The following is a 24457-nucleotide window of genomic DNA, read 5'->3' on the forward strand; positions in this document are numbered from 1 at the left end:
CTTCAGGAGGACTTCACTGGGACGGAAGAGGGAGCAGCTCGGCGGTCTCCGCCGCGATGGCGGGGCCCAGTCGGTAGCCGGAGCCGTTGGCGGCGCCCGCGAAGACCACACGCCCGTCATCGGTGAGCGCGCGGACCAGCGGCTCGAAGTCGGGCCCGTACGCGTCGCAGAAGACGCGGCCGGAGGCGCAGTGCTCCACCAGGTGGGGGGCGTACCGGCGCAGTGTGGCGAGGGCCTCGCCACGATCGGCGGGCGACAGGCTGGCCGGCAGCGTGTCGGGGTCGACGTCCCACTCCTGGCAGGTGTAGCTGAACAGCCAGTGGCCGCGCTCGTGGTACGGCAGCAGGAAGGCGTCCTCGTCCTGGAAGACGATGGCCTCGTCGTCGGCGGTCGGCGGAGTCTCGATGTGCAGGGCCACGACCTTCTTCACCCGGGCTCCGAGCGGGGATACGAGTTCCTTCCAGGCGGGGGCCGCCAGCCAGGGGCCGGGGGCGAGGACGACGTGCCCGGCGGTGAGCGCGTCACCGGTGCCGAGGTCCAGGCGTACCCCGTCCGCCACCGGGGTCACGCCGGTGACCTGAGTGCCTTCACGGAACTTGGCGTTCGGGCGCAGCTCGCGGGCCAGGATCTGGCTGAGGGCGTGGACGTCCGCGTACTGGCAGCCGTCGCCCTCCCAGGCGCTCATGCCGTCGGGCAGCGCGGCGACGGCCGCAGGGAGTGCGGCCGCGGGCCGGAGGTTCGCCTCGGGCAGGTAGGTGCCGCGCAGCCGGGTCTCGTCCGTGGTGGGGGCGACGACCGTCATCCGCAGACTGTGCACGGGCAGTTCCGGGCGGGCGCCCTTGAGTGCCGCGTACCACTGCTGGCTGTACGAGGCCATGCGGCGGACGCGTGGTGTGGAGCCGCGCGGGAAGTGCAGGCCGGCCGAGCGGCGGGTGGCGCCGCTGCCGATGGCGTCCCGCTCCAGCAGGGCCACGGAGGCGTGCGGGTCGCGGGCGAGGATCTCCCGGGTGATCAGGCAGCCGAGCACTCCGCCGCCGACCACCGCGTAGTCATGGTCGGACTGCCGCGCCGTCATCATGCCCCCCACGGGGTCTTGGCGCCGGTCTTGGTCGACCATTCGATGAAGGACGCCAGCTGCTCGTCGCTGCGCACGCCGGACAGCCGGTCGGCGATGCGCTGGCTGCGCCAGGCGTTGAGGCTGAGGTTGGGGTCGGCGAGGCCGCGCTGGCCCCGGGCGGCGTTCTGCACGAAGACGCTGCGGTCGGCCGGGCCGTCCCAGCGCACCGCGTAGTCCTCGTCGATGCGCAGTTCGTCGCCGTCGCGTTCGAGGCGGTCGGCGATCGGAGCGAGGAAGTCCATGGCGGCCGGCCGGAATCCGGTGGCCCATACGACGACGTCCGCCTCGAAGTGCTCCCGGGCTCCGGGCTCGTCGTTGTGCCGGACGGTGATGTCCCAGCCGCCCGCCGCATCGGCCTCGACGCCGACGACCTCGCGGTTGGGATGCAGCCCGACCAGGTCGGGGTTGCCCTCCACGAAGCGGTGGACGTAGATGCGCTGGTAGATGTCGCGCAGGGTGGACTCGGAGATGCCGTCGCTGGTGAGGATGTGCTGGGCGTTGAACGCGGCGCGGACGTCGGTACCCAGGTTGTAGAAGTAGTCGGAGTGGTCGGGCATGTAGTAGTCGTTGGTGAACGGCGAGTCGTCGATGGGGAAGTAGTTGCGGCGTCGCGATATCCAGGAGACCCGGCGCGGCAGTTCGGCGCCGGAGCGGGCGATCAGGTCCGAGAACGCCTCGGCGCCGGACTGGCCGCCGCCGACCACCACGACCCGCTTGCCGCCCAGGTTCTGTGCCGAGGTCATGAAGTCGTTGACGTGGAACTGGGTGGCGCCGAGGTGGCCGCGTCCCTGCTCCGGCACCCAGGGCTGGTTTCCCACACCGACCACGACGTTGTCGGCGGTGACGGTGCGGCGGTCGGTGCGGACGGTGAAGACACCGTCGAAGCCGACCTCCTTGACCGTCTCGCCGAAGACGATGTTCTCGTTGCGCTGGCTCGCCCAGGCGAGGTAGTTGCGGAACTCCAGGCGCGGCACGTCGTCGAACTGGGCGTTGAGGAAGTGGTAGACCCGGCCCTGCTCGTGCAGATAGGACAGGAAGGAGAACGGGGACTTGGGGTCGGAGAGCGAGACCAGGTCCTTGAACATGGAGACCTGCAGGGTCGTGCCGGGTATCTGCTGGCCGTCGTGCCAGCCGAAGGACGGCTTGCGGTCGATGAAGAGGTTGCGCACCTCTGTACGGCTGTGCAGCAGTGACGCGAGGCTCAGGTTGGCGGGTCCTACGCCGATTCCCAAGCAGCGGTAGTGCGTGGAGTCAGGCGTGGTTTTCTCGTACCCCATGGTCGGATCTCTCCTTCGGACAGGTGCCGGCGGCATGCCGACTCAGGACGTACTGAATATTGGGCGTAAAACATGACGAATCGATCGGCAAAGGGCATGCCTGACTGCTGTTGAGGGTGTGGGCCAAGACCCCTGACGGGCGGGGTGTCGAAGGTGAGCCGGGCGATTCAGGCCCTTGTCGTCTCGGTCAGGACCGAGGGCCGCCGCGGTCCTGACCGGCACCAGCGGTGGCTACGACCACGGACTGGAAGCCGGCGACGCGGCGGGATCTCAGGTTTTCCGCGCCCACGCCCGCCCGGCGGTCGAACACCGCCGGGCCGCCGGGTTTCCCGCGGTCACTCCTCCTCTCCGCCGGGGGCGACGGCGCCGTCGGTGAATGCGCAGTGCAGCCCGGCTCCGTCCAGGAACTCCAGCCAGTGGGCGGCCTCGTCTGCGGACTCCGCGGCGCGGTTCAGGCCGGCGGGCAACGCCCCGGCCAGCATCCGCGTGACACCGAAGGCGAGCGGCAGGGACACGCAGCGCGCCATGGCGCTCTCGGCCTCGTCGCCGGTCAGGTCCAGCAGGCAGGAACCCTGCCAGCGCACGCCGCCGGTGGCACGGACGTCGAGCGCGACGGACAGCACGACGCGGTCGCGGTCGGCGTCGGTGGTGGGATAGCGGGCGGCCAGCTCCTTCGCCAGGGAGCGGATCTGCTCCTGGTCGCCGGTGCTCACGGTGGTGAAGACGTCGCTCCAGGCCTTGCGCCAGCCCGCGTTGCGCAGGGTGCCGCGGACGAAGGTGCGCAGTCGCCAGCCTTCCGGCACGCCGTACTGGGCCACGAACGGCAGGCTGTCGCGGTTGGGGTAGACCTCGAAGTCCTCGCCACCGAGGCGGTGATTGCGAGAGGCCTCCCAGGGGCGGGCCACGGTGCGCTCCACGCCCTCGTCGATATTGCGGGCCGGGGAGCCGAGGGCGGCCAGGACACCGTAGGGCGCCCAACTGAAGCGGTAGCGGAAGTCGTTGGGAACGGCGGGAATGCCACCGCAGTAGGAGGTGAAGTCGACCGACTCGGCCGTGTCGCCGACCGCCGCGCGAGCGCGTTCGACGAGCTGGTGGGCCATCAGGTGGTCGATGCCCGGGTCGAGTCCGGCCTCGGTGAGCACCACGACGCCGGCGTCCGCCGCGGCCGCGGCCTGTTCGGTGAGGGCGTCGGAGACGTAGCTGGTGCAGGCGAAGTGGGCCCTGCGGTCGAGGGCCAGGCGCAACAGGCGGGGGTGTTCGGCGGCGGGCAGCATGGAGACGATCACGTCGCCGGCGCCGACCGCGTCCTGGAGGGCGTCGTCCGTGAGCGCGCGGGCCTCGGCGCGGCCGGCCAGGCCCAGTGCGGTCAGGCGGTCGGCGGCGCGTTCGGCGGTACGGTCCCACAGCACCACGCGCTCAGCCCGGTCGCACAACAGGCCGAGGCCGGACGAGCCGGTGGACAGGCCGGTGCCGATCCAGTGGACGGTGCCGCTCGCGGGGGCCGGCGCGGGCGCCTCGGTGGTGTTTCGGCTAACGGGCACGGGTGCTCCCCTTGAGGTTGGTGGCGGCCGCGGTCTCGAAGGCCAGCAGCGCGCGCTCCCAGGCCGTGCCGGCGTCGTTCAGTCGCAGCAGCTGGGGGTACAGCTCGGCCGAAAAGGCACGGCTGGCTTCCACGGGCAGCAGCGAGGGCAGGTTGTCGATGGCGATGAGGTCGGCCGGCCGTGCGCCTTCGCGCAGCCGCCGGACCGGGTGCTCCCAGTCGGTGATCTCGTCGTAGACCGGCAGGACGTTGCACTCGGAGGTGACGTCGCAGGTGACATCCGCGATGGTCGACAGGCGCCGCCCGGGGTCGTCGAGGTCCGCGGAGGTGAGGAAGGGCGGTATGGGCCGTGTGGTGAGCACGGTGTTGACAAGGATGTCGTGGTCGAGCAGCGCCGTCCGGTCCAGGGCGCGCGTCTCCGCCACGTCCCAGCGGGTGGGAGTGACGCCCGCCGTCTCCAGGGCGTCGCAGGCGCCGCGGCCGCAGCGGCCGAGCGCACCGATCACCAGGGCCCTCTCGCCCGCCGGTGATCGGGTGGCGGCGAGCCGGGCGTCCAGTGCGGCGCGGTCCGACGGGTGCAGTGGGGCCTGGAGCAGCCCGCGGTGGTGGAGCACGGCCAGTGCCGCGCCGACGTAGCCGGCCCAGTACCCGAACGCGGCCACCCGCCGGCCGTCGTCGTCCGTCAGGTATTCCAGGTCCAGCAGCGCTCCGCCGTCGGGCGTGAACCGGCCGAGCAGCTCCTGGGCACCGCTCTGGCCCTTGTAGGCATGGCCGAAATAGATGTGGCGGTGAACCAGGCGCCCGGGTTCGGCGGGCAGTTCCTTCAGGCCCAGGATGTAGTGGTCTCGCGGGGCATCGGTCCAGCTGCCGGCCGGCGCGGTGCGGCAGCCGGCCGCGACGTAGTCCGCGAGGGGGAAGGCGCGCTGCGGCGCCTCCTCTACGGTGATCTCGACGCCCTGCGCGACGAGCCGCGCGGCGTCCTCGGGGACGAGCGGTGCCCGGCGCTCACCGGCACGGGACTCGTGCCGCATCCACAAGCGTGGCCTGTCCGACATCGGCTTCGTACTCTCTCTTCGAGGAATCTCTTCGAGCAATCTCTTCGGGGGGATCTCTTCGAGGGATTGCTGTGCGTGGGTCGTGCGAGGGCTAGAGCACGGGAATACGGGCGTTGGCCAACGGCCGGTACGTCACCTCGCCCGGCAGCTGAGCCGGGTCGAAACCTGCCGCGAGCAGCTCGCGGACGACCGCGACCGCCACGGTGACGGCCAGGGTCTGCCCGGGGCAGCGGTGGGCCGCGGCGCCGAAGGTGAAGACCGCCGGGTCCGGACGGCCGGGCGAAAAGGCGTGCGGATCGGGGTTGACAGCCGGGTCGCGGTTGGCGGCGGCGAGGACCACCAGCACCTGCTCGCCCGGGGAGATCTCGGCCTCGCCGTGGCGGAACGGCTCGGCGGCGAAGCGGCGGGTGTTCTGGATCGGCGCGTCGTGGCGTACCACCTCGCGGACGAACGCCTCGGCGTCGGCGAGGCCGGACGGCAGCCGCGCACCGCGAGCCAGCGCCACCAGGGTGTTGCCGATCAGGCCGGCCGTGGCGTCGTAGGTCTGGGACAGGAAGCCGACCGCGTTGGACAGCAGCGGCGCGGTACGTGACCAGGAGGCATGGCGCGCGGCCCGTACGAGGTCGGCGAGCAGGCCAGTGCCGTCCTCCCCCCGCTCGATGCCGGGACCCAGCAGCTCCTGGATCCGGCCGGCCGCGAGCGCCGCGGCCTTCTGCTGCTCGGGGGTGGCGGAGGCGGGGATGCACTGGACGAAGTCGCCGATGAGCCTGGCGGCTTCGGCGTCCGCCCCCTGGTCGAGCCCGCAGAGCGCCGCCACGACCCGGGCGGGCACACCGAACATCAGCTCCTCGAACGGCGGCCGGCCGCCTGCCGCAAGGGCGTCGCGAGTCCGTTCGGCGGCCAGCTGGGCCGCGCGCACCGTGTCGACATGCCCGAGGGCGTCGACGACCACGGCCTTCAGGCGGTGCTGCGGTTCACCGTCGGTCATCCGCACCAGGTCGCCGAAGACCTCGCCGGCGGAGGTCCCGGCGATTCCGGCGGGCACCGGCTCGGCGGGCGGGCGCACCCGCAGGGCGGTGGCGCTCAGCACGGCTCGTACCGCCGCCGCGTCGCACGCCACCCAGGCGCCCACGGCCTCGTCGAACGCCAGCGGACGCTCGGCCACCAGCGTCGCGTAGTAGGGGTACGGGTCCGGCTGCCGGACCGCTTCGATCGGGGTGGTCACCCGGGGGACTCCTTGTGGGCTCAACGGCGGGGCTGGAGTGGTCAGAGGTCGCGGGCGGCACGGTCGGCACGACGTGTGTCGAGGGTGCCCGCGATGGTCAACCGCATGATTTCCGAGGTGCCCTCGTAGATCCGCAGCGATCGGATCTGCCGGTACAGGCGCTCGGTGACACTGTCCTTGACGACACCCGAGGCGCCGAGCAGTTGCACGGCGGTGTCGACGATGCGCTGGGCCTCCTCGGTGGCGTGGAGCTTGGCGATGCTGGAGTGGCGGGCGAAGCGGGGGCTGCCCCGGTCGGCCTCCCAGGCGGCCCGGGCCACCAGCAGGGCGGCCGCGTTGAGCTGGACGTCCATGTCGGCCAGGGACGCCTTCGTCAGTTGGTGGTCGATGAGCAGGGACCCGCCGACCTGTCGGGTGCGGGCGCGCGCCAGGGCGGTGTCGGCGGCCCGGCGGGCGAAGCCGAGTGCCGCCGCGCCCACGGTCATCCGGAAGCGTTCGAGCAGGTCCATGGCGATGACGAAGCCCCTCCCGGGCTTGCCAAGCACGGCCTCTGCCGGCACCCGGCAGTCCTCGAAGGCGAGGTGGGCGAACGAGCGGGGGGCGAGGGGGACCGGCCGGCCGCTGACCCGTACACCGGGGGTGTCGGCGGGCACCAGGAAGGCCGTCAGTCCCAGCGGGCCGGGGCCTTCGCCGGTGCGGGCTATGACGATGTACACGTCGGCGATGGTGCCGTTGGCGATCCAGGCCTTGTGCCCGTTGAGGACGTAGCCGCCGTCGTCGGTGCGTTCGGCGGCGAGACCGACGGCGGCGACGTCGGAGCCCGCCTGTTCCTCGGAGACCGCGAAGGCGCCCACGAGCGAGCCCTGCGCCATGCGCGGCAGGTAGCGGAGCTTCTGGTCCTGGTTGCCGAAGCGGATCAGGGGCGTCGCGGCCAGTGCCTGGATGGAGAAGGCGAAATCGGCGAGGTCCTCGGCGTAGGCGAGCGCCTCGCGCATGAGGCAGATGGTGCGGTAGTCGCCCGGCTGTGCCTCAGGATCGGCGCCGGGATCCAGGAAGGCGAGCCAGCCGTCCTCCCCCAGTTGTCGTACGAGGCGCAGGCCGGCCTTGTCCGGTTCCTCCGCTCGGACCTCGTCCCACAGGGCGGTGCGGTCGTCGCACCAGGTGCCGACGGCGTCGGCGAGGCGACGGTGCCGGTCGTCGTAGAAGGGGAGGCCGAGGATTTCCGGGTCGAAGCTCGTGCTCGGGTCCAAGGTGGTTCTCCGTGCTGGAAAGAGGGGTGGAAAAGAGGGGTGGAGGGGCGGTGGTCGTGCACGGAAAGTCAGATGAGCAGGTCGATGTCGCCGGGCGGGGCTGTGGGCGCCGAAGCCGCCGGTGTGCGCTCCTGTGCCCGGATCTGCTTGACCAGTTGATGCTCGACGAAGTAGGCGAAGGAGGCGTAGCCGCGCCAGATTCGGCGCCATTCCTGCTGGACGGCCGCCTCGCCGGAGCCTCGCCGCACGTCGTCGAGGTAGGAGACGATGATGTCGGCCGACTGCCGGGCGTGTCCGGCGGAGAAGTTGTCGATCGACAGATGGGCCTCCTCGTAGGAGACGTCGAGGTTGTGCCGGCGCAGCTTCTGTATCTCGTGGAGCCGCATCTCCCCCAGTCCGAACATCTCGATGCCCAGGTTGTAGCCGAGGATCTCGTTGTAGAGCGTGTCGGGGAAGAGCGACAGGCAGACCTGGTGGATGGAGAACCCGTAGAGGTGGTCGGGGAGGTCGCCCTGATCGAGGAATTCCGTCTGCCGGATGTGCGGCAGGTGGATGTCCATGCTGGCGAGGACCTGGTGGATGAGCGTGATGTGGTTCTTGGTGACGTCGCCGCGGCCCATTTCGTCGGCGTAGATCCCGAACAGCATGGCGTCGCTCTGCCGGTGGTTGCGGCCGAGGTTGCCGATGCGGTGGGCCCAGCTGCCGTCGATGAGGCTGCCGAGTGCGAAGGTGGTCTGCTCGAAGATGACCTCGTCGCGGTGCGGGATCTCGGTGAGCGGCTGGTAGGGGTCGACCAGCTTGTCCCAGTAGACGCGCTCGACACGCTCCATCAGCGCCTCGGGCGTGTAGTCGAAGTACTCGGCGTTGGTGAGCCGTCCGCCGGCGCCGTGGGTGAAGAGGACTTCCGCGTCGGTGAGGCCCGCCTCGGCCCGGTCCCGGGCGGCGGCCAGGATGTGGGGATACTGCTCGACGTTGACGACGCGGTGGAACAACTGCCGGTCGTCCAGACCGCTTTCGGCGTCTTCGAGGACGATGTCATCGAGGTCCTCGGATGCGGTGTCGCGCAGGGCCCGGGCCCAGCCGTCGGCCCGGTCGTCTCCCGCGGTGTTGGGGGCGAAGTCGAGATCGGCGGGTTCGCCGGCTTCCACGGCGTGCGCCCATGCCGTGAAGGTGGCCGCCTCGCGCTCGTCGAAGATGCCGAACATCGGGCCGCCGAACTTGATGGACTTCAGGAACCGGCAGGTTCCGTCGCGGCCGGGCCTCAGCTGCCGCGAGGCGCGGAATTCGGCGACGAACGCGGCCAGGTCGACGGGTTCGTCGCCGAGCCAGTCGGACAGCCGCCGGTCGCCCATGCGGACGCTGCGGTGCTGGCGTCCGGCGAACGGCGCGTGGCGGGCCACGATCTGCGCGACCCTGGCGTCCAGGGAGAGCCCCTCGTGCCAGGCGGCCAGTTCGGTGAGCAGGGCGGTGTGCTCCCGCTCCAGCCTGAGGACGAGGGCGATCGCGGTGAGCGTGCGGCGGCGGTCCTCGTCCCCGGTCGGCGACTGGTCGGCGAGCGAGAGGTAGTCGGCGAGGACGGTACGGGCCTCGGCCTCCGGCAGGTGCGGCTCGGTGCCCAGGAGCAGATCGTCGATGCCCAGCGCGGCCATGGCGTAGTGCACGCCGATCACTTCCGGCAGGAAGGAGGCCGGCAGCCGGGAGAGCGCGAGGTGGAAGGAGGCGTGCAGGACGGTCAGGGGGCGGGCCGAGGCCTGCCGCAGGAAGTCCGCGGCCTCGATCTCCGGCAGGTGGACGCCCAGTTCGGTCAGGGCCCGTCGGCGCCGGGCCAGCTGCCCACGCTGCGGGATGCCCTCACCCTGCATGAGGAAGTACTGGCCGAAGAGGCGGTTCACGATGACGGACGGCTGGGTGGCGGCCTGCGAGACGGTGTCGAGCCAGCAGCCGCCGAGCAGTGCGAGGGGGGCGCGCTGACGCAGCACGAGTTCGCGCGTCTCGGGGGCGGCCTCGCGCAGCGCGATGAGGTCCGGCGCGAGCTCGGTGCGGGTCTGCTCCACCCACGCGGCGATGGCGTCGGCGTCCGTGCCCGGCTGCGACGGGGGCTGCGACTCCGACCGCGCGGCGGTGAGGAACGTGTCCAGGGTGCGGCGGGAGACGAGCAGGGTGGTCTCGCTCTCCTGGTCGCCGAGTAACTGCCGGAAGACACCGGCGGGTTCCCCGGCGATGACCGCCGCGGCCTCCTCGGCGGCTTTCGGGCTGAAGTGGAAGGGGGCGCGGGGCAGCGACGTGGTCAGGTCGGGAAGGGGGAATCCGGTGTGTGCGTTCATCGAAGCTCCCGGGTCTCGGTTGCCGCCGCCTCGGTTGTCGGTGCGGTCGGCAGCTTGCGCAGCAGCACGCCGACCCGGACGCCGGGCACGCTTGCCGCCAGCAGGTAGTGGCCGTCGTCCCGCAGCTGCCCGGCCGTGGCCCGGTCCGCGAGGTTGATGAGCGGATCGGCGGCGAAGCAGTGGCCGATGCGGGGGATGTTGTCGAGGAACAACTGCTCTTTCGTGAATCCGGCCTGACGTTCCTTCAGCACGACTATGGGCTTGTATAGGTTGAGGTGCAGGACACCGTCGATGTCGCCGATCTTCATGTCGGCGGCGTCGAGGATGCGTTCGTTGACCACGCGGGCGAGGTCCGAGCTGATCTCGTTGGTCCACTCCAGCGCCCGGGGGTTTTGCGCGGACGCCCCGGCCACGATCTCGTATGCGTCCGGGCCCTGGGGAACGTCGCTCACCAGGACGGCGGCGGCGCCGTCGCTGAACAGGGCGAAGTTCTCCATCCGCGCCGCTTCGTCGGAGATCCGGTCGGTGGTGACGACCAGCACCCTGCGGTGGTGTCCGGCGGCCACGAGCGCCTGTGCGGTGCGCAGGCCCACCAGGAGGTTGGTGCAGCGGTTGAGGGTGATGCCGGTGAACGCGGCGTTGTCCAGGCCGAGTCCGGACATCACGGTCTCCATGAACTTTCCATGGGTACGCGGGCCGCCGGGGAAACGGGTGGAACACAGCACGAGGCAGTCGACGGACGCGGGGTCGGTCCCGGCGGCCTCCAGCGCCGCCAGACCGCTGCGCACGGCCAGGGCCTCAAGGCTTTCCTTCGTGATCCTGACGCTGCCCCAGCCCCACAGCGATGCCTTGGGAGGCATGCCGAACTCCCGGGCCTTGCGGGGCAGGTCCTTGACCGAGGTGTGGTCGGCCTCGGTTTCGCCGATGACGTAGCGGGGGGCGGACAGATGTACCTGTGCGACATTCACGGTGCGGGATCACTCTCCGGGCCGGCCGGTCGGGCAGGCGCCATCATCGCGTTGGCATCGGGGTACGGGACGGCTTCGGCCCCGAACCCGAAGGTGCCGAGGTCACGGATCTCTGTCGCCGCGCGGACGACCGCGCCGAGCGCGGCCCGGGACAGCGCCGAGCCGACGCTGATCCGTCGCACCCCCAGAGCGCCCAGTTCGGCCACGGTCAGCGGCAGTGCGGGCGACCCCATCAGGACGTTGACCGGGCGTTGGACGGAGGAGCACACCGCGCGGATCGCGTCGGCGTCCGGCAGCGCGGGCGCGTAGAGCACATCGGCGCCGGCTTCCTCGTACGCCTTCAGCCTGCGGATGGTGTCGGGCAGATCGGGCCTGCCCTGGAAGAAGTTCTCGGCCCGCGCGGTCACCGTGAAGGGGAAGTCGAGCTCCCTGGCGGCGGCTACGGCGGCGGCCACCCGCTCGACGGCCTCCTCCAGAGGACGTACGGGGTCGTCTGCGCGGCCGGTGGAGTCCTCGATCGAGCCGCCGACCAGGCCCGCGGCGGCGGCGCGCCGGATGGTCTCGGCGACCTCCTCGGGCGTGTCACCGAATCCGCTCTCCAGGTCCGCGGTCACCGGCAGGGTGGTCGCGGCGACGATCGACCTGGCGTTGTCGAGGACGTGTCCGCGGGTGAGAGAGCCGTCGGGCAGGCCGCAGCCGTGGGCCAGGCCCGCGCCGGTGGTGGCGAGCGCGGAGAACCCGAGCCCGGTCAGGACGCGCGCGGTGCCCGCGTCCCACGGGTTGGGGACGACGAAGGGGTCGGGGCCCTCATGGAGGCTGTGGAAGGTGACGGCCCGTCGGTACTGGTCGGTGGCGGACTGGCTCATGGTCGTATCCCCTATGCGGTGCTCGTGAGGCAGGTGTGAGGCACTGCTCAGATAACCTCAACATGCGTGCCGCCAGGTGGATTCGCGCCACGATCGGTGCTCAGGAGCGACCGGAGGACATCAGTGACGGCGCTGGGCCGGCCGTCGAAGTAGAAGTGGCCGCCGTCGGCCCGGTGCTGGGCCGGCTCGTCGGCGCATTCGCGCGCCCACGCTTCGAGTCCGGCCTCTTTCACGTGCGGGTCGTCGACTCCGTTGATGAGGGTGACGGGCACGGACAGCGGGGCGCCGGGCCGGTAGGTGTACTGGGCGACCATGCGGAAGTCGGCCTTCAGATGCGGCAGCAACAGCTCCTGCAAGGCCTCGTCGGCGACCACTTCGGGCGGCAGCCCGCCGAAGAAGCCCACAGCCTCGGTGAACGCACGGCCCTCCAGGCGCGCGGTCTCCACCACGCGTCTGCTGGGCAGCAGCGAGGGCGCCGAGCAGCCGGAGGCGACCAGATGGCGGCAGTCGGGCAGGCCGCCGACACGGCGTGCGACCTCGAAGGCCAGGACCGCGCCGAAGCTGTGTCCGAAGAGGGCGAAGGGCCGGTCGGCGGTGGCGACGATGGCGGCGGCCGCACCGTCGGCGAGCTCCATCACGTCAGTGGCGGAGGGTTCTTGGTATCTGGGGCCACGGCCCGGGGGGCAGACTGCGACGATCTCGGCGTCGTCTCCCAGATCCCGCTGCCAGGCGAGGAACGAGCGCGGGTTTCCGCCCGCGTGGGGGAAGCAGTAGATGCGGGCAGCCGACTCGGACGCTGCCGGGTCACGCAGAAACCACGGAGAAGAACTCACAGGATTTTACCGATCTCTTGCGCCTTGGAGCGGTCAGACAGCCAGCCGAGAACCGACCGCATTCCAGCCGACATCGCCGAGCGTGACAGCTTCGGCCGGATGCCGGGAGTCCGAGTGCGGGAGTTCACAGACTCCCAGTGTTCCCGTCAGTGCAACGGTAGCGACAGCGAATCCGACGCTGACCGCGCACAATGCCCTTTGGGGCATACGGGAGGGCAAAGAATTCGGCAACATGTACCCAAACCTCTCTTGCCAAACGCGCAGCAGGAATCGAGGGGAATTTCTAGGGGATGGCAAGGCGGCTCGCCCGACACCAACCACTGAGGCGATCTGCGGCTCAAACCGACCACCTGGCTTCAGACTTCCTTGCTTCGAGCCCGGACTGAAGTTTTAAGATGGCTCAGGTTTCCGCACCGCCGAAAGCCGAGGGATGCATTCCGGGGGAAAGTTGTCGATAACGGACACCAGGGGGTAAGATCATGATGTCAATCGAGCACCCAAATGACGACATAGCAGAGCAATTTGGGAGCGAAACGGCTACACCGCAGGAAGGGCCGGAGGGTGCACTGCGAGCCATTGCTGAACAGTTGGACACGCTGTCCCGGCTAACGACTGGCCGCCTCATTGACATCAGCAGAACGAAGAAGTCGATGAGTGTGTCGATCTCCGAAGCATCCCGCATCACATACCTTCGTGGGCTGGACGCGATCAACTCAGCCATCGACGACGCACTCAACAGCGCGCAGCACGAAATACTGACCGCGCAGCCCGATGGCCCCCGCCCGGGCCAGGTCCTGGACAACGCCCTGGAATCCGTACGTCGCCACATCGAGGCCGGGGTTGCCATGCGTACGCTCTATCAGCACACCACGCGTTTCGATGAGGCGACGAAGAGCTACGTGCGGTCGGTCACCGATTACGGAGTCCGAGTACGGACCTTGGCAGAATTCTTCGACCGCCTCATCATCATCGACGACTCAGTAGCGTTCATTTCCGCCAACGAGAGCCGGACCGTGGGACTGGCCATCAGGGAACCAGCGATCGTGCGCTTCCTCAAGGACATCTTCGAACGCTCCTGGGACCGCGCGAAGTCCTTCCCGTTCGTGCCCCTGCACGCCGCGAAGGCGGCCGACGACGTCATCCCGTCGCTGCGCGAGTCGATCAGCGGGCTCCTCATCGGCGGCTACTCCGACAAGCGGATCGCGCGCCGCCTCGGTATCAGCGAACGGTCGTTACAGGGTCATATCGCGGCGATGAAGCAGCAGTTGGGGGCGAACACGCGGCTGCAGCTCGGCTATCTGCTGGGCAGGGACGAGACCACGCTGGTGCTGTGAGCGCCATGCTGTGAACGCCATGCTGTGAACGCCACAAGACGAGCGCCCCCGGAGGACAGGGGAACCCCTGGGGGCGCTCGTGTGTACGCGGGGAAGGCGGGGGCGAGGACCCCCGATGTCCTGCGCTTCGCCGCGCCCAGGTCAGCGCGTCGGCTCCACCGCGGAAGCCGGAGTGCCGTCCTGTACCGGCGGGGCAGCCGGCGGGGGCGTCTGAGAGGGGCGGGGGCGCAGCCGGGAAACGGCCACGCCGCCCAGGCAGATGGCGCCGCCCAGGAGCGTGACCCAGCCGGGCACTTCCTCCAGGGCGATCCAGGAAATGAGGATGACGATCGCCGGCACCGCGTAGGTGGTCGCACCCAGCCGACCCGCGGTGGTCCGCGACAGCGCGTAGGCCCAGGTGCTGAACGCCAGAGCGGTCGGGAACAAGCCCAGATAGACGACGTTGAGGACCGCCGAGAGCGGAGCCGCGGACAGATCCGAGACAAGTTGCCCACTGAACGGCAGGCATGCGACGGTGCCGATGAGGCATCCGAACGTCGTCACCTGTATCGGTGTGGCATACCGCAGCGCAGGCTTCTGCGACACCACTCCGGCCCCGTAGGCAAGGGCCGCCAGCAGGCACAGCGCCACGCCCAGCACCGATGACGAACCGCCGCCGGACGTGGAGAAGCCCACCACGACCGCGCCCACGAACGACACTCCCATGCCGGCGAGCAGCAGCGGCGGGAACCCCTCCTTGAGCAGCCAACCACCCAACAGCGCGATCACCATGGGTCCGACGTTGACAACCATGGCGGCGGTGCCGGCGTCCACCTTCGTCTCGCCCCAGTTCAACACCACCATGTAGCACCCGAACCAGAGCACTCCGGAGCAGACGATCCCGGGCCATGCCTTACGCGGCGGTATACCGCCCCGCTTGACCAGGAGAACGCACACCAACGCGAGGGAGCCCGTCGCAAGCCGCCCGAGGGCCAGAGCACCAGGTCCGAAATAGTCCGCTGATGCACGAATGGACACAAAAGCCGAAGCCCATAAGAAGACCGTGACCGAGACCGCAAGCAGGGCTCCACGGTCCATTTCGGAACGCTTACTCAGTGGATTCATGCGAGCGATCTAACCATGTGTAGGTGTCACCAAACGGATCGTCGCCGGATCCCGCTCCCGCACGCCGGGGGAACCTCACGACGGCATTCACGATGCGCTGACCAGTTGCGCCGACCAGTACGGAGTGTCGGCGGTGATCCGGCCGATCGGCAGCAGGATGCCGTCCAGGGATCAGGAATGCCTTCGCCGAAGCCGCCGTCATGGCCTCGGCCAAGGCCCGCGCGAGGGCGGCCAGCACGCAGTCAGGTCGAGGGACCTTTCTCCGCCTGACACGGCAAGCCCCCGAAAGGTCGGAAAGGGCCTCCGACGCGGGTCAGAGGTCCTTTCAAAGCAAAGCCGCAGGTGGCGGCAGACGAGTCGGGCTATACGCCGGGTTCTGTCACCCAACCGCCTCGCGGCGGCCGGGGAGACGGCCATCCATCTAGGGCCGGCGTTGCCACCGGCCTCGTGCGGTCTACCCAAGGACTCGGGCGGGCAGCCCTCGAACGTCCTCGCAGAAACACCGGGGTGTTTCCTTTTGACCTTGCTCCGGGTGGGGTTTACCTAGCTGCCCAGGTCGCCCTGGGCACTGGTGGTCTCTTACACCACCGTTTCACCCTTACCGGGGGCCGAAGTCCCCGGCGGTCTGTTTTCTGTGGCACTGTCCCGCGGGTCACCCCGGGTGGCCGTTAGCCATCACCCTGCCCTGTGGAGCCCGGACGTTCCTCGGGAAGCCCCCTAGGGGGACTCCACGCGGCCGTCCGCCCGGCTCGTCTGCCGTGTCGACCATGCTACCCGGCGTGTGCCCTTGTCCGGACCGGCAGGAGGACCGTCAGGCGCGGCGGCCGTAGCCAGTACCGAGCCCGCCAGGATGAGGGTGAAGGCGATCGCGATGCCCGTCGTGAACGGCTCGTCCAGGAGCACCGCTCCCGCCGCCACCGCCACCGCCGGGTTGACGTAGGTGAAGACCGTCGCCCGGGTCGGGCCGACCTCCTTGATCAGTTCCAGGAAGGCGACGAAGGCAAGTGCTGTGCAGATCACGCCCAGTCCGATGAGGGCCGTCAGGACCGACGTCGAGGGCAGCTCGCTCGGCCAGGTCATGGCCGCCGCCGGCGCGTAGACCAAGGCCGCCAGGGTCAGGCAGGGGGCAATCAGCTGGAGCGTCGGGACGTCCCTCAGCCACCGCGCGGCGATCAAGGGCGCCGTCGAGTAGCCCAGCACCGTCAGGAACACCTCCGCCAGGGAACGGGCGTCGCCCCCGGTCAAGTGCGGCACCGTGAGGACGCCGACGCCCGCCAGGCCCAGGGCGAGGCCCGTCACCCGCCGCGTGCCCAGGCGTTCCGTGTCGCCGAAGAAGCGGGCCAGGACGACGCCGACGATCGGGACGCCCGCGATCAGCAGACCGGCGGTCGAGCTGGACAGGTGGCGTTCGGCGTCGGTGAGGGTGAACCACGGGCCGATGATCTCGATGCACGCGAAGCCCAGCATGGGCAGCCAGTGGGTGCGGACGGTCCGGATCAGGCCGCCGCCGCGTAGCGCGAAGGGGAGCAGCAGCGCCGCGCCCAGGGCACAGCGCGTGAACACCACCACGGACGGGGAGAGCGGGGCGTCCACCGCCACCTTGATCATCAGGTAGGGGATGCCCCAGACCACTCCCATCAGGGAGAACAGGAACCAGCCGCGTGCAGTCATGCGGCCATGCTCACCGCATCAGCGGCGCCCGTCTTGAACGCTGTTGCGGTACGCCGCCGGGGTGACCCCGAGGACCCGCCGGAACCAGCGGGTGAGGTGCGCCTGGTCGGCGAAGCCCACAAGCCCCGCGACCTCGGCCGGCTTGAGTCCGGACTCCAGTAGGCCGCGGGCCCGGTGCACCCGGTACTGCGCCAGCCAGGCGTACGGGGGTATCCCCATCGTCGTACGGAAAGCCCGGAGGAGTTGGTAGCGGGACAAACCCTGCTCGGCGGCGAGCAGAGCGAGGGAGGGCGGTGCCAAGAGGTCGTCGGCGAGACGGTCGCGTACCGCGTGGGCGATGTGGGCGGCGCCGGGCACGGTGTCGTTCGTGGCGCGGGCGGTGGAGTGGCGGCGGGCCAGGGCGGTGAGCAGCCAGGGGAGGCGGGACTCCGTCTCCAACGGGTCGGGGCAGACGCTGAGTTCGGTGTGCGTGGCGCGGAGGGCGGCGGCCAGTTCCGGGTCGTCGAGGAGGGGCTCGCGGAAGTGCGGGATGCCCTCGGTGAGGGTGCCGTCGGTCAGCAGCGAGGGGCCTGCGTACAGGGCGCGGTACGCGTAGCCGTCGGTGGCGTTGCCGGGGCCGCCGGTGTGCATCTCTCCCGGCGCCAGGACGACGATGGAGCCCGGGCCGGTGCGGATGTGGCCGCCGCGGTAGTCGATGATCTCGGATCCGCCGACACACACGCCGATGGTGAACTCGTCGTGCGCGTGCGGGGCGTAGACGTGCTGGTCGAAGCGGGCGGTCAGCAGGTCGAGGGGCGGACCGTCGCGGCCGAGCCGCGCCCTCGTCCACAGGGCCTGTTCCCGTGCGCTCATCGTCGTCCCCCTCACGTCCTTGGGGGTGCAACGCCTTCAGGCCCTGATTTCATGCCGTGCGGCTCAGAGAAGGTCGGCTCAGAGGAAGTCGCTCGTGTCCAGGTCGAAGGCGAAGGGCTCGGGGAGGGTGAGCGGTTTGCCGAAGGGGAGGGTGCTGTGCTGGCGGTAGTCGTCCTTCTGCGGGTCGCTGAACAGCGTGACCTGGGAGGTGTCACGGTCGACGAGCAGGTAGAGAGGGACGCCTCCTCGGGCGTAGCAGCGGCGTTTGGCCTCGCGGTCGGCCACCGGCTTGGTGGATGTGACCTCGACGACCATGGCGACGCCCTCGCACGGCATCCAGGCGTCGGCGCCCCGGAAGAGCAGCAGGTGCGCGGGCGCGAGGGTGACGTCCGGAATCGCATGGTTCTTCGGGTAGGCGCCCTCGCCCTTCAGCTTCAGGCCCTTGTTCCCGGAGAAGTCCATGTCGGTGTCGGACCGCCGGATCACCTGCTTCGCGATCCGGCTGATGTAGTGCTCGTGATCCCCGTCCGGCGGCGGCGTCACAACGATCTCCCCCTCGATCAGCTCCGCCCGGAAACCCTCCGGGGTGTCCAGGGCGAGGAAGCCCTCCAGCAGGACCTCCGCCGGCGTGAGCGGCTCATGGGCCATGGCAGTCATGTCACGCCCCTCCTTCGGTCGCTCGCCATGCTGGGACATCGGCTGATCACCTGGCCGTGAGATCGGGAACCGTTCCCTCGATCGTGGCACAGGACCGGCTCCCACGTCAGGCACCGCCCCGCGTCCTTGACCCTGCCGCAGCGTCAGCGTTTGTACTGGTCCCATGCGAATCGGAGAACTCGCCCGGGCCGTCGGCGTCACCACGCGGACCGTCCGGCATTACCACCATCTGGGGCTGCTGCCCGAGCCCGAGCGGCGTGCCAACGGCTATCGGGACTACACGCTCCGGCATGCCGTCGTGCTGGCCCGGATCCGGCGGCTGACCGAGCTGGGGCTGGGGCTCTCGGAGGTGCGGGACGTGCTCGCGGAGGACGCCGGCAAGGATCTCGTCGAGGTCCTCACCGAACTCGACGAGGATCTGGCGCGCCAGGAGGCGGCGATCCGGGAGCAGCGGGCGCGGCTGCGGGACCTGCTGGAGGGCGGGGTGCTGCCGGCCGAGGGGCCGGTGTCGCCGGAGCTCGCGGCGCTGTTCAGCGAGGTGGGGCAGGTCTCCGACTCCCCCATGGCGGCCAAGGACCGAGAGGTCCTCGCGCTGTTCGACACCGCGGCGACCCCCGAGGGCCGCCAGGAGCTGATCGGGCTGGTGGGCAGCGCCTTCGGTACGCCGGACGGGGTGGAGCGGGCCCGTGCCGCGTACGCGCTGCTCGACGCCCTCGTCGACGCCGATCCGGCGGACCCGCGTGTGGACGAGGCCGCGCGGGCCCTCGCCGACTGTCTGCCCGGTGAGCTGCTCCCGAAGGCCGGCATCGACGACGACCACAGTTTCCTGCGCGCCTTCTACGCCGACTTCGCGCCCGCGCAGGCGGAGGCCATCCGGCGGACGCTGAGGATCATCACGGAGGGAGGGCCATGAGGACTGCCCGTGTTCTGCTCCGGCATGAGCTGCGGATGCTGGTGAGTCTCGCGCTGTGGGTGGCGAGGCGGAGTCACGGCACGAGCGGCGGGCGCGGCTTCGGGTACGCGCGCGGGCAGGGCGCCGTGTTGGTCGGCTTCGGCTTCGTGTGCCTGGTCGAGACGGTGATGATGTCCGTGCTGCTGCGGAACTTCCCGGTCGTGCACGGGGTGGTGTTCGTCCTGGACGTCTACACCGTTCTATTCATCGTCTCGTTGCACGCGGCGAACGTGGTCCGGCCGCATGTGCTGGAGCCCGACGCGCTCCGCGTCCGCCGGGCCGTCCACGTCGATCTGCGCATACCGCTGGAGCGGATCGCCTCCGTGCGCCGCGAGACGAGGTGGGTGCACACGCGGACCGACGGCGAACTCGACGTCGCCATGGGGGCGCAGACCTCCGTCACTCTCGAACTCACCGAGCCCGTCGGCCACTTGACCTTCTTTGGTCGAAGCCGGGAGGTCAGTCTGGTGCGCTGCCACGCCGACGACGCCGACGCACTCGTACAGGCCGTCAGGCAGGCGCGAAGCGCACGGTCGCCGCTGCCGGATCGGCCCGCGTGAGCCGTGCGGTGAGGGCGGCCCGGAGCGGGGCCTCGGGTGCGCCGGTCACGCCGATGTGGCGTCGGGGCATACGGCGAGCGTGGGGCCGGGGCGGCCAGGTGGCACGCCGTACGCTGTCTCGGAGCTCAACCGAAGGAGATCGATCCCGTGCTTGTCCTGCTGCCGCCCTCCGAAGGCAAGGCGTCCTCCGGTCGTGGCGCCCCGCTGAAGCTGGAGTCGCTGTCGCTGCCGCGGCTCACCGAGGCCCGTGCGGCGGTGCTCGACGAGCTGGTCGAGCTGTGCGCCGCCGACGAGGACAAGGCGCGCGAGGTGCTCGGGCTGAGCGAGGGCCTGCGCGGTGAGATCGCGAAGAACACGGAGCTGCGGACGGCGGGCGCGCGGCCGGCCGGGGAGGTCTACACGGGGGTGTTGTACGACGCCCTCGACCTGGCGTCCCTGGATACGGCGGCGAAGCGGCGCGCGGGCCGGTCCCTGCTGGTCTTCTCAGGGTTGTGGGGCGCCGTCCGGGTCACCGACCGGATCCCCTCCTACCGCTGCTCGATGGGCGTGCGGCTGCCCGGGCTCGGCGCGCTGGGCGGGCACTGGCGTACGCCGATGGCGGCGGCGCTGCCCGAGGCGGCCGGGGCCGGGCTGGTGCTGGACCTGCGGTCGTCGGCGTACGCGTCGGCGTGGAAGCCGAAGGGCGAGGTCGCCGGGCGGACGGCGACGGTACGGGTGCTGCACGCGCCGACCCGGAAGGTCGTCAGCCACTTCAACAAGGCGACCAAGGGGAAGATCGTCCGGAGTCTGCTGTCGGCCGGGGCCGTGCCGAAGGGCCCGGCCGAACTGGTGGAGGCGCTGCGGGACCTGGGTTACGTCGTCGAGGTGGAGCCGCCGGCGAAGGCGGGGACGGCCTGGGCGCTGGACGTGCTGGTGACCGAGGTCCACTGAGCGCGACGAAACCGAACGCGTTGCACGGTACGCAACGACCATTGCGCAGAGTGGCGCGCCGGGGCACGATGAGGCCATGTCCGCCTCCGTGCCCTCCTCGCCGTTGCCCGTGTCCGTACTGGACCTCGCTCCCGTCATCCCCGTGGTGGTCGTACACGACGTCGCCGACGCCGTACCGCTCGCCCGGGCGCTGGTCGCCGGCGGGCTGCCCGCGATCGAGGTGACCCTGCGGACGCCCGTCGGCCTCGACGCGGTCCGGGCGATCGCCGCGCAGGTGCCGGACGCCGTGGTCGGCGTCGGCACCGTGATCACTCCGGCGCAGGTGCGGGAGTCGGTGGCGGCCGGGGCGCGCTTCCTGGTCAGCCCGGGCTGGACGGACGTACTCCTTGAGGCCATGCGGGAGTCGGGGGTGCCGTTCCTGCCGGGGGTGTCTACGACGTCCGAGGTGGTCGCGCTGCTGGAGCGCGGGGTGCGGGAGATGAAGTTCTTCCCGGCCGAGGCGGCGGGCGGCACGGCGTATCTGAGGTCGCTGGCCGGGCCGTTGCCGCAGGCGCGGTTCTGTCCGACGGGCGGGGTCGGTCCGGGGAACGCGCCGGAGTACCTGGCGTTGCCCAACGTCGGTTGCGTGGGCGGCACTTGGATGCTTCCCCAGGACGCGATCGAGGCGCGGGACTGGGAGCGGGTCGAGGCGCTGGCGCGGGCCGCGGCCGGACTCAGGGACGGTTCAGGGGCGCAGGTGTAGGGACGCAGGCGTAGGGACGGTTCAGGGGCGCAGGTGTAGGGACGCAGGCGTAGGGACGGCTCAGGGGCGCAGGTGTGACGTGTCGTTGAGGAGCCGGACGCTCGCGTTGCCGTCGGCGTAGTACGCCACCACCGACAGGGAGGCCGCCGACAGTTCCATGCGGAACAGGGACTCCGGCGGGGCACCGAGGGCGAGCCGTACGAACGTCTTGATCGGGGTGACGTGGGTGACCAGCAGGACCGTGCGGCCGGCATGGGCGGTGACCAGCTTGTCCCGGGTGGCGGCGATCCGGGTGGCGGTCGCCACGAAGCTCTCGCCGCCGCCGGTCGGTTCGGCGTCCGGGTCGGCCAGCCAGGTGTTCAGGTCGTCCGGGTAGCGCTCGCGCACCTCACCGAAGGTGAGCCCTTCCCAGGCGCCGAAGTCGGTCTCCCGCAGTCCGTCGTCGATCGTGACGCCGAGACCTAGGCGGGCGGCGACGGTCGCGGCGGTCTCACGGGTACGGGTCAGGGGCGAGGAGACGATCTCCTGGATCGTGCCGCGCCGGGCCAGCGATTCGGCGGCCCGCTCGGCCTGCCCGCGCCCCACGTCGGAGAGCGAGGGATCGCTGCCGCCGCTGCCGGAGAACCGCTTCTGCGGAGTCAGCGGGGTCTCCCCGTGCCGCAGCAGCACGAAGGTCGCGGGCGTCCCCATGTCGGCGGGGGCCCAGCCGGGGGAGGCCACCGCGCGGGCGGCGCGGACGTCGGTGCCGGCCTTGTCGCCCGCGTCGGCTCCCGACCGAACGGACGACTCAGGAGCTGCTACGGCCCCCTGCGGGCCGGACGGCTCGGGAGCCGCCGCCCGGGTGGCCGCACGTGCGGCCGCCGCATCCAGCTCGGCCGTCGACGCCGAAGCCGACCACCGCTCGCCCCGCTTGCCCGCGTCCATGGCCTCGTTGGCCAGCCGGTCCGCGTGTTTGTTCCGCTCCCGGGGGATCCACTCGTACGTCACCTGGGACGACGGGAAGACACCGGCCGCCTCGGTCGCCAGGGGCTTGATGTCGGGGTGCTTGATCTTCCAGCGGCCGGACATCTGCTCGACGACGAGCTTGGAGTCCATACGGACGTGGACGCGCGCCGTCGGGTCCAGGGCGTGCGCGGCGCGCAGGCCGGCCAGCAGACCCCGGTACTCGGCCACGTTGTTCGTGGCGGTCCCGATGAACTCGGCCGCCTCGGCGAGCGTCTCGCCCGTCGCCGCGTCGAGCACCACTGCTCCGTAGCCCGCGGGCCCCGGGTTGCCCCGTGACCCGCCGTCGGCCTCGACGATGAACTCCCGCACGCCGTCAGCCCCTTACCGAAGTCTCTTGCCGCTCACCGAAGTCTGTCGCCGCCTACCGACGCCTCTTGCCGCGGTCGCCTACAGGCCGGACTCGGACGTGCGCACCAGGATGCGATGGCAGTTCTCGCAGCGCACCACCGTGTCCGGCGCCGCCGCGCGGATCTCGTTGATGTCCGTGATCGCCAGCTCCTGCCGGCAGCCCTGGCAGGAGCGCTGGTACAGCTTGGCCGCGCCGACGCCGCCCTGCTGGCCGCGCAGCTTGTCGTAGAGCTTGAGCAGGTCCGCGGGGATCGTGCCCGCGATGACCTCGCGCTCCTTCGTCGCCTTGGCGGCCTCGCCGTCCAGCGACTCGGTGGCCGCGTCCCGGCGGGCGGTCGTGTCGTCGATCTTCGACTGGACGGAGGAGACCCGCTCGGTCAGTTCGGCGGCCCGCTCCTGCGCGGACTCGCGGCGCTCCATGACCTCCAGGACCACATCCTCCAGATCGCCCTGTCGCTTGGCGAGGGAGGTGATCTCGCGCTGGAGGTTCTCCAGGTCCTTCGGGGAGGTGACCGCGCCGGAGTCCAGACGCTGCTGGTCGCGGACGGCACGCTGGTGCACCTGGTCCACGTCCTGCTCGGCCTTGGTCTGCTCGCGGGCGGTGTCGCTCTCCTCGGTCTGCGCGGCCACGAGCAGGTCGCGCAGCTGCGTGAGGTCCTTGGAGAGCGACTCGATCTCGGCGTGCTCGGGCAGCGACCTGCGCTTGTGCGCGAGCTGCTGGAGGCGTACGTCGAGGTCCTGGACGTCGAGGAGTCGGATCTGGTCGGCAGGCGCGGCGTTCAGTTGGGGGCTCCCAGGGGGTCAGAAGAAGACGGGCGCGAAGCGCTCGTCGGAAGTGCGGCGGACGCCGCGTGGGCGGTCCAGGGGTCGGTGACCGTCCTGGAGACGTGGACCCTCAGGTCCCATCCCTCGCGGTCGGAGATCTCGTCGAGCTGTGCGGCGGCCAGCTCGCACCAGGGCCATTCGGTGGCCCAGTGTGCCGCGTCGAGCAGCGCGAGGGGGCTGTGGGCGCGGGCCGCCATGAACTCGGACGCCGGGTGGTGGCGCAGGTCCGCGGTGAGGAAGGCGTCGACACCGGACGCGCGGACCTGGTCGAACAGGCTGTCGCCGGAGCCGCCGCTGACGGCGACCTTGCGCACCAGCGCCTCCGGGTCGCCGGCCACCCGGATGCCCTGCGCGGTGGCGGGCAGCCGTTCGGCGGCGCGGGCGGCAAGCTCGCGGACGGTCACCGGGTGGTCGAGTTCGCAGATCCGGCCCAGGCCCCGGCGGCCCTCCGGGTCGGTCGGGTCCGGCACCAACGGGCGGACGACCCGCAGGTCGAGCGCGCCGGCGAGGGCGTCGGAGACACCCGGGTCGGCCGTGTCCGCGTTGGTGTGGGCGACGTGCAGCGCGATGTCGTTCTTGATCAGTGTGTGCACCACGCGGCCCTTGAAGGTGGAGGCCGCGACCGTCGTCGTACCGCGCAGATAGAGGGGATGGTGGGTGACCAGCAGATCGGCGCCCAGCTTCACCGCCTCGTCCACGATCTCCCGGACCGGGTCGACGGCGAAGAGGACCCGCGCGACCTCCTGGTCGGGGTCGCCCACGACGGTTCCGACCGCGTCCCAGGACTCGGCCCGCTCGGCGGGCCACAGGTTCTCCAGGGCGGTGATGACTTCAGACAGACGGGGCACGGGCAAAGGCTACCTGGCTGTCCTCCCCAGCTGAACCGGTGCCGCCGCCTGCCGCCCAGCGCCCTCCCAGCCAGCACAGTCGCCCCGCGGTCCTCAGGCGAATCGTTCCTGGGCCACCCCTTTGTGTGAAGTGACCGTCTGTCGGTCTCACGTCCGTGCGTACGAAAACTACCT

21 protein-coding genes, 1 other RNA gene and 1 pseudogene are annotated in these 24457 nt (G+C 70.8%); 5 read left to right on the top strand and 18 right to left on the bottom strand.

Features of this window, described 5'->3' with window-relative positions:
- Window positions 1-13: 13 nt before the first annotated feature.
- The 10 genes from AB0H86_RS24910 to AB0H86_RS24955 form a co-directional block, all read right to left on the bottom strand.
- Window positions 14-1078 (bottom strand): FAD-dependent oxidoreductase, encoded by a 1065-nt coding sequence (locus AB0H86_RS24910; RefSeq protein WP_362442751.1) that lies wholly within the window; start codon window positions 1076-1078, stop codon window positions 14-16.
- The gene (locus AB0H86_RS24915; protein WP_362442755.1) at window positions 1075-2394 is read right to left on the bottom strand and encodes a SidA/IucD/PvdA family monooxygenase; all 1320 of its coding nucleotides are present in this window, start codon (window positions 2392-2394) and stop codon (window positions 1075-1077) included. Before AB0H86_RS24915 ends, AB0H86_RS24910 begins: the two co-directional genes overlap by 4 nt.
- Window positions 2395-2729: 335 nt before the next feature.
- The gene (locus tag AB0H86_RS24920; RefSeq protein ID WP_362442758.1) at window positions 2730-3935 is read right to left on the bottom strand and encodes a saccharopine dehydrogenase C-terminal domain-containing protein; all 1206 of its coding nucleotides are present in this window, start codon (window positions 3933-3935) and stop codon (window positions 2730-2732) included.
- A complete protein-coding gene (locus tag AB0H86_RS24925; RefSeq protein WP_362442761.1) occupies window positions 3925-4989 on the bottom strand; it encodes a saccharopine dehydrogenase in 1065 nt (354 codons plus the stop codon). Before AB0H86_RS24925 ends, AB0H86_RS24920 begins: the two co-directional genes overlap by 11 nt.
- Before the next feature lie 91 nt (window positions 4990-5080).
- Window positions 5081-6214 carry a cytochrome P450 gene (locus AB0H86_RS24930; RefSeq protein ID WP_362442764.1) on the bottom strand — a complete coding sequence of 378 codons (1134 nt, stop codon included), beginning with the start codon at window positions 6212-6214 and terminating at the stop codon, window positions 5081-5083.
- 41 nt (window positions 6215-6255) lie between these two features.
- Window positions 6256-7464 carry an acyl-CoA dehydrogenase family protein gene (locus AB0H86_RS24935; RefSeq protein ID WP_362442767.1) on the bottom strand — a complete coding sequence of 403 codons (1209 nt, stop codon included), beginning with the start codon at window positions 7462-7464 and terminating at the stop codon, window positions 6256-6258.
- 68 nt (window positions 7465-7532) lie between these two features.
- Window positions 7533-9788, bottom strand: coding sequence for an iron-containing redox enzyme family protein (locus AB0H86_RS24940; protein ID WP_362442770.1), 2256 nt, complete (start codon window positions 9786-9788; stop codon window positions 7533-7535).
- Window positions 9785-10756, bottom strand: a complete 972-nt coding sequence (locus tag AB0H86_RS24945; RefSeq protein WP_362442773.1) for a 3-oxoacyl-ACP synthase — start codon at window positions 10754-10756, stop codon at window positions 9785-9787. Before AB0H86_RS24945 ends, AB0H86_RS24940 begins: the two co-directional genes overlap by 4 nt.
- Window positions 10753-11622 (bottom strand): isocitrate lyase/phosphoenolpyruvate mutase family protein, encoded by an 870-nt coding sequence (locus tag AB0H86_RS24950; RefSeq protein WP_362442776.1) that lies wholly within the window; start codon window positions 11620-11622, stop codon window positions 10753-10755. Before AB0H86_RS24950 ends, AB0H86_RS24945 begins: the two co-directional genes overlap by 4 nt.
- 47 nt (window positions 11623-11669) lie before the next feature.
- Entirely contained in the window at window positions 11670-12455 is a 786-nt protein-coding gene (locus AB0H86_RS24955) for an alpha/beta fold hydrolase (protein ID WP_362442780.1), read from the bottom strand.
- Between the two features lie 479 nt (window positions 12456-12934).
- Between AB0H86_RS24955 and AB0H86_RS24960 the strand changes: the two genes are divergently transcribed.
- Window positions 12935-13789, top strand: coding sequence for a LuxR C-terminal-related transcriptional regulator (locus AB0H86_RS24960; protein WP_362442784.1), 855 nt, complete (start codon window positions 12935-12937; stop codon window positions 13787-13789).
- A 141-nt stretch (window positions 13790-13930) separates the two neighbouring features.
- Here the strand turns inward: AB0H86_RS24960 and AB0H86_RS24965 are convergent, their stop codons facing one another.
- The 5 genes and pseudogenes from AB0H86_RS24965 to AB0H86_RS24985 all read right to left on the bottom strand — a co-directional run bounded on the left by AB0H86_RS24965 (window position 13931) and on the right by AB0H86_RS24985 (window position 18073).
- Window positions 13931-14893: a DMT family transporter gene (locus AB0H86_RS24965; RefSeq protein WP_362442787.1), complete on the bottom strand. Its 963-nt coding sequence runs from the start codon at window positions 14891-14893 to the stop codon at window positions 13931-13933.
- 349 nt (window positions 14894-15242) lie between these two features.
- An RNA gene (gene rnpB, locus AB0H86_RS24970) (RNase P RNA component class A) lies at window positions 15243-15645 on the bottom strand.
- 136 nt (window positions 15646-15781) lie between these two features.
- Window positions 15782-16564, bottom strand: a pseudogene (locus tag AB0H86_RS24975) (DMT family transporter); the annotation flags it as partial.
- Between the two features lie 18 nt (window positions 16565-16582).
- On the bottom strand, window positions 16583-17416 hold the full coding sequence (locus AB0H86_RS24980; protein WP_362442790.1) for an AraC family transcriptional regulator: 834 nt from the start codon (window positions 17414-17416) through the stop codon (window positions 16583-16585).
- A 78-nt stretch (window positions 17417-17494) separates the two neighbouring features.
- Window positions 17495-18073 (bottom strand): Uma2 family endonuclease, encoded by a 579-nt coding sequence (locus tag AB0H86_RS24985; RefSeq protein WP_362442793.1) that lies wholly within the window; start codon window positions 18071-18073, stop codon window positions 17495-17497.
- 163 nt (window positions 18074-18236) lie between these two features.
- Between AB0H86_RS24985 and AB0H86_RS24990 the strand changes: the two genes are divergently transcribed.
- From AB0H86_RS24990 to eda, 4 genes are all read left to right on the top strand, one after another.
- Entirely contained in the window at window positions 18237-18986 is a 750-nt protein-coding gene (locus AB0H86_RS24990; protein ID WP_362442796.1) for a MerR family transcriptional regulator, read from the top strand.
- Complete coding sequence (locus AB0H86_RS24995; protein ID WP_362442799.1) at window positions 18983-19585, top strand: hypothetical protein; 603 nt, start codon at window positions 18983-18985, stop codon at window positions 19583-19585. The genes AB0H86_RS24990 and AB0H86_RS24995 overlap by 4 nt, the downstream gene beginning before the upstream one ends.
- A gap of 147 nt (window positions 19586-19732) precedes the next feature.
- On the top strand, window positions 19733-20515 hold the full coding sequence (gene yaaA, locus AB0H86_RS25000) for a peroxide stress protein YaaA (protein WP_362442802.1): 783 nt from the start codon (window positions 19733-19735) through the stop codon (window positions 20513-20515).
- Between the two features lie 76 nt (window positions 20516-20591).
- On the top strand, window positions 20592-21257 hold the full coding sequence (gene eda / locus AB0H86_RS25005) for a bifunctional 4-hydroxy-2-oxoglutarate aldolase/2-dehydro-3-deoxy-phosphogluconate aldolase (protein ID WP_362442805.1): 666 nt from the start codon (window positions 20592-20594) through the stop codon (window positions 21255-21257).
- Window positions 21258-21317: 60 nt separating this feature from the next.
- Here eda and AB0H86_RS25010 read toward each other — a convergent pair whose 3' ends face one another.
- From AB0H86_RS25010 to AB0H86_RS25020, 3 genes are all read right to left on the bottom strand, one after another.
- The gene (locus AB0H86_RS25010) at window positions 21318-22571 is read right to left on the bottom strand and encodes a bifunctional RNase H/acid phosphatase (protein ID WP_362442808.1); all 1254 of its coding nucleotides are present in this window, start codon (window positions 22569-22571) and stop codon (window positions 21318-21320) included.
- Window positions 22572-22649: 78 nt separating this feature from the next.
- Window positions 22650-23393 carry a C4-type zinc ribbon domain-containing protein gene (locus tag AB0H86_RS25015; RefSeq protein WP_362443213.1) on the bottom strand — a complete coding sequence of 248 codons (744 nt, stop codon included), beginning with the start codon at window positions 23391-23393 and terminating at the stop codon, window positions 22650-22652.
- Complete coding sequence (locus AB0H86_RS25020) at window positions 23390-24283, bottom strand: Nif3-like dinuclear metal center hexameric protein (protein ID WP_362442811.1); 894 nt, start codon at window positions 24281-24283, stop codon at window positions 23390-23392. The genes AB0H86_RS25015 and AB0H86_RS25020 overlap by 4 nt, the downstream gene beginning before the upstream one ends.
- Window positions 24284-24457: the final 174 nt, after the last annotated feature.

The sequence above is a fragment of the Streptomyces sp. NPDC050997 genome, from assembly GCF_040660135.1.
Taxonomy (GTDB): domain Bacteria; phylum Actinomycetota; class Actinomycetes; order Streptomycetales; family Streptomycetaceae; genus Streptomyces.

Coding starts and splice junctions, on each gene's coding strand:
- AB0H86_RS24910 (WP_362442751.1), bottom strand. CDS start 1,078: ATGATGACGGCGCGGCAGTCCGACCATGACTACGCGGTGGTCGGCGGC.
- AB0H86_RS24915 (WP_362442755.1), bottom strand. CDS start 2,394: ATGGGGTACGAGAAAACCACGCCTGACTCCACGCACTACCGCTGCTTG.
- AB0H86_RS24925 (WP_362442761.1), bottom strand. CDS start 4,989: ATGTCGGACAGGCCACGCTTGTGGATGCGGCACGAGTCCCGTGCCGGT.
- AB0H86_RS24940 (WP_362442770.1), bottom strand. CDS start 9,788: ATGAACGCACACACCGGATTCCCCCTTCCCGACCTGACCACGTCGCTG.
- AB0H86_RS24950 (WP_362442776.1), bottom strand. CDS start 11,622: ATGAGCCAGTCCGCCACCGACCAGTACCGACGGGCCGTCACCTTCCAC.
- AB0H86_RS24960 (WP_362442784.1), top strand. CDS start 12,935: ATGATGTCAATCGAGCACCCAAATGACGACATAGCAGAGCAATTTGGG.
- AB0H86_RS24965 (WP_362442787.1), bottom strand. CDS start 14,893: ATGAATCCACTGAGTAAGCGTTCCGAAATGGACCGTGGAGCCCTGCTT.
- AB0H86_RS24980 (WP_362442790.1), bottom strand. CDS start 17,416: ATGAGCGCACGGGAACAGGCCCTGTGGACGAGGGCGCGGCTCGGCCGC.
- AB0H86_RS24985 (WP_362442793.1), bottom strand. CDS start 18,073: ATGACTGCCATGGCCCATGAGCCGCTCACGCCGGCGGAGGTCCTGCTG.
- AB0H86_RS24990 (WP_362442796.1), top strand. CDS start 18,237: ATGCGAATCGGAGAACTCGCCCGGGCCGTCGGCGTCACCACGCGGACC.
- AB0H86_RS24995 (WP_362442799.1), top strand. CDS start 18,983: ATGAGGACTGCCCGTGTTCTGCTCCGGCATGAGCTGCGGATGCTGGTG.
- eda (WP_362442805.1), top strand. CDS start 20,592: ATGTCCGCCTCCGTGCCCTCCTCGCCGTTGCCCGTGTCCGTACTGGAC.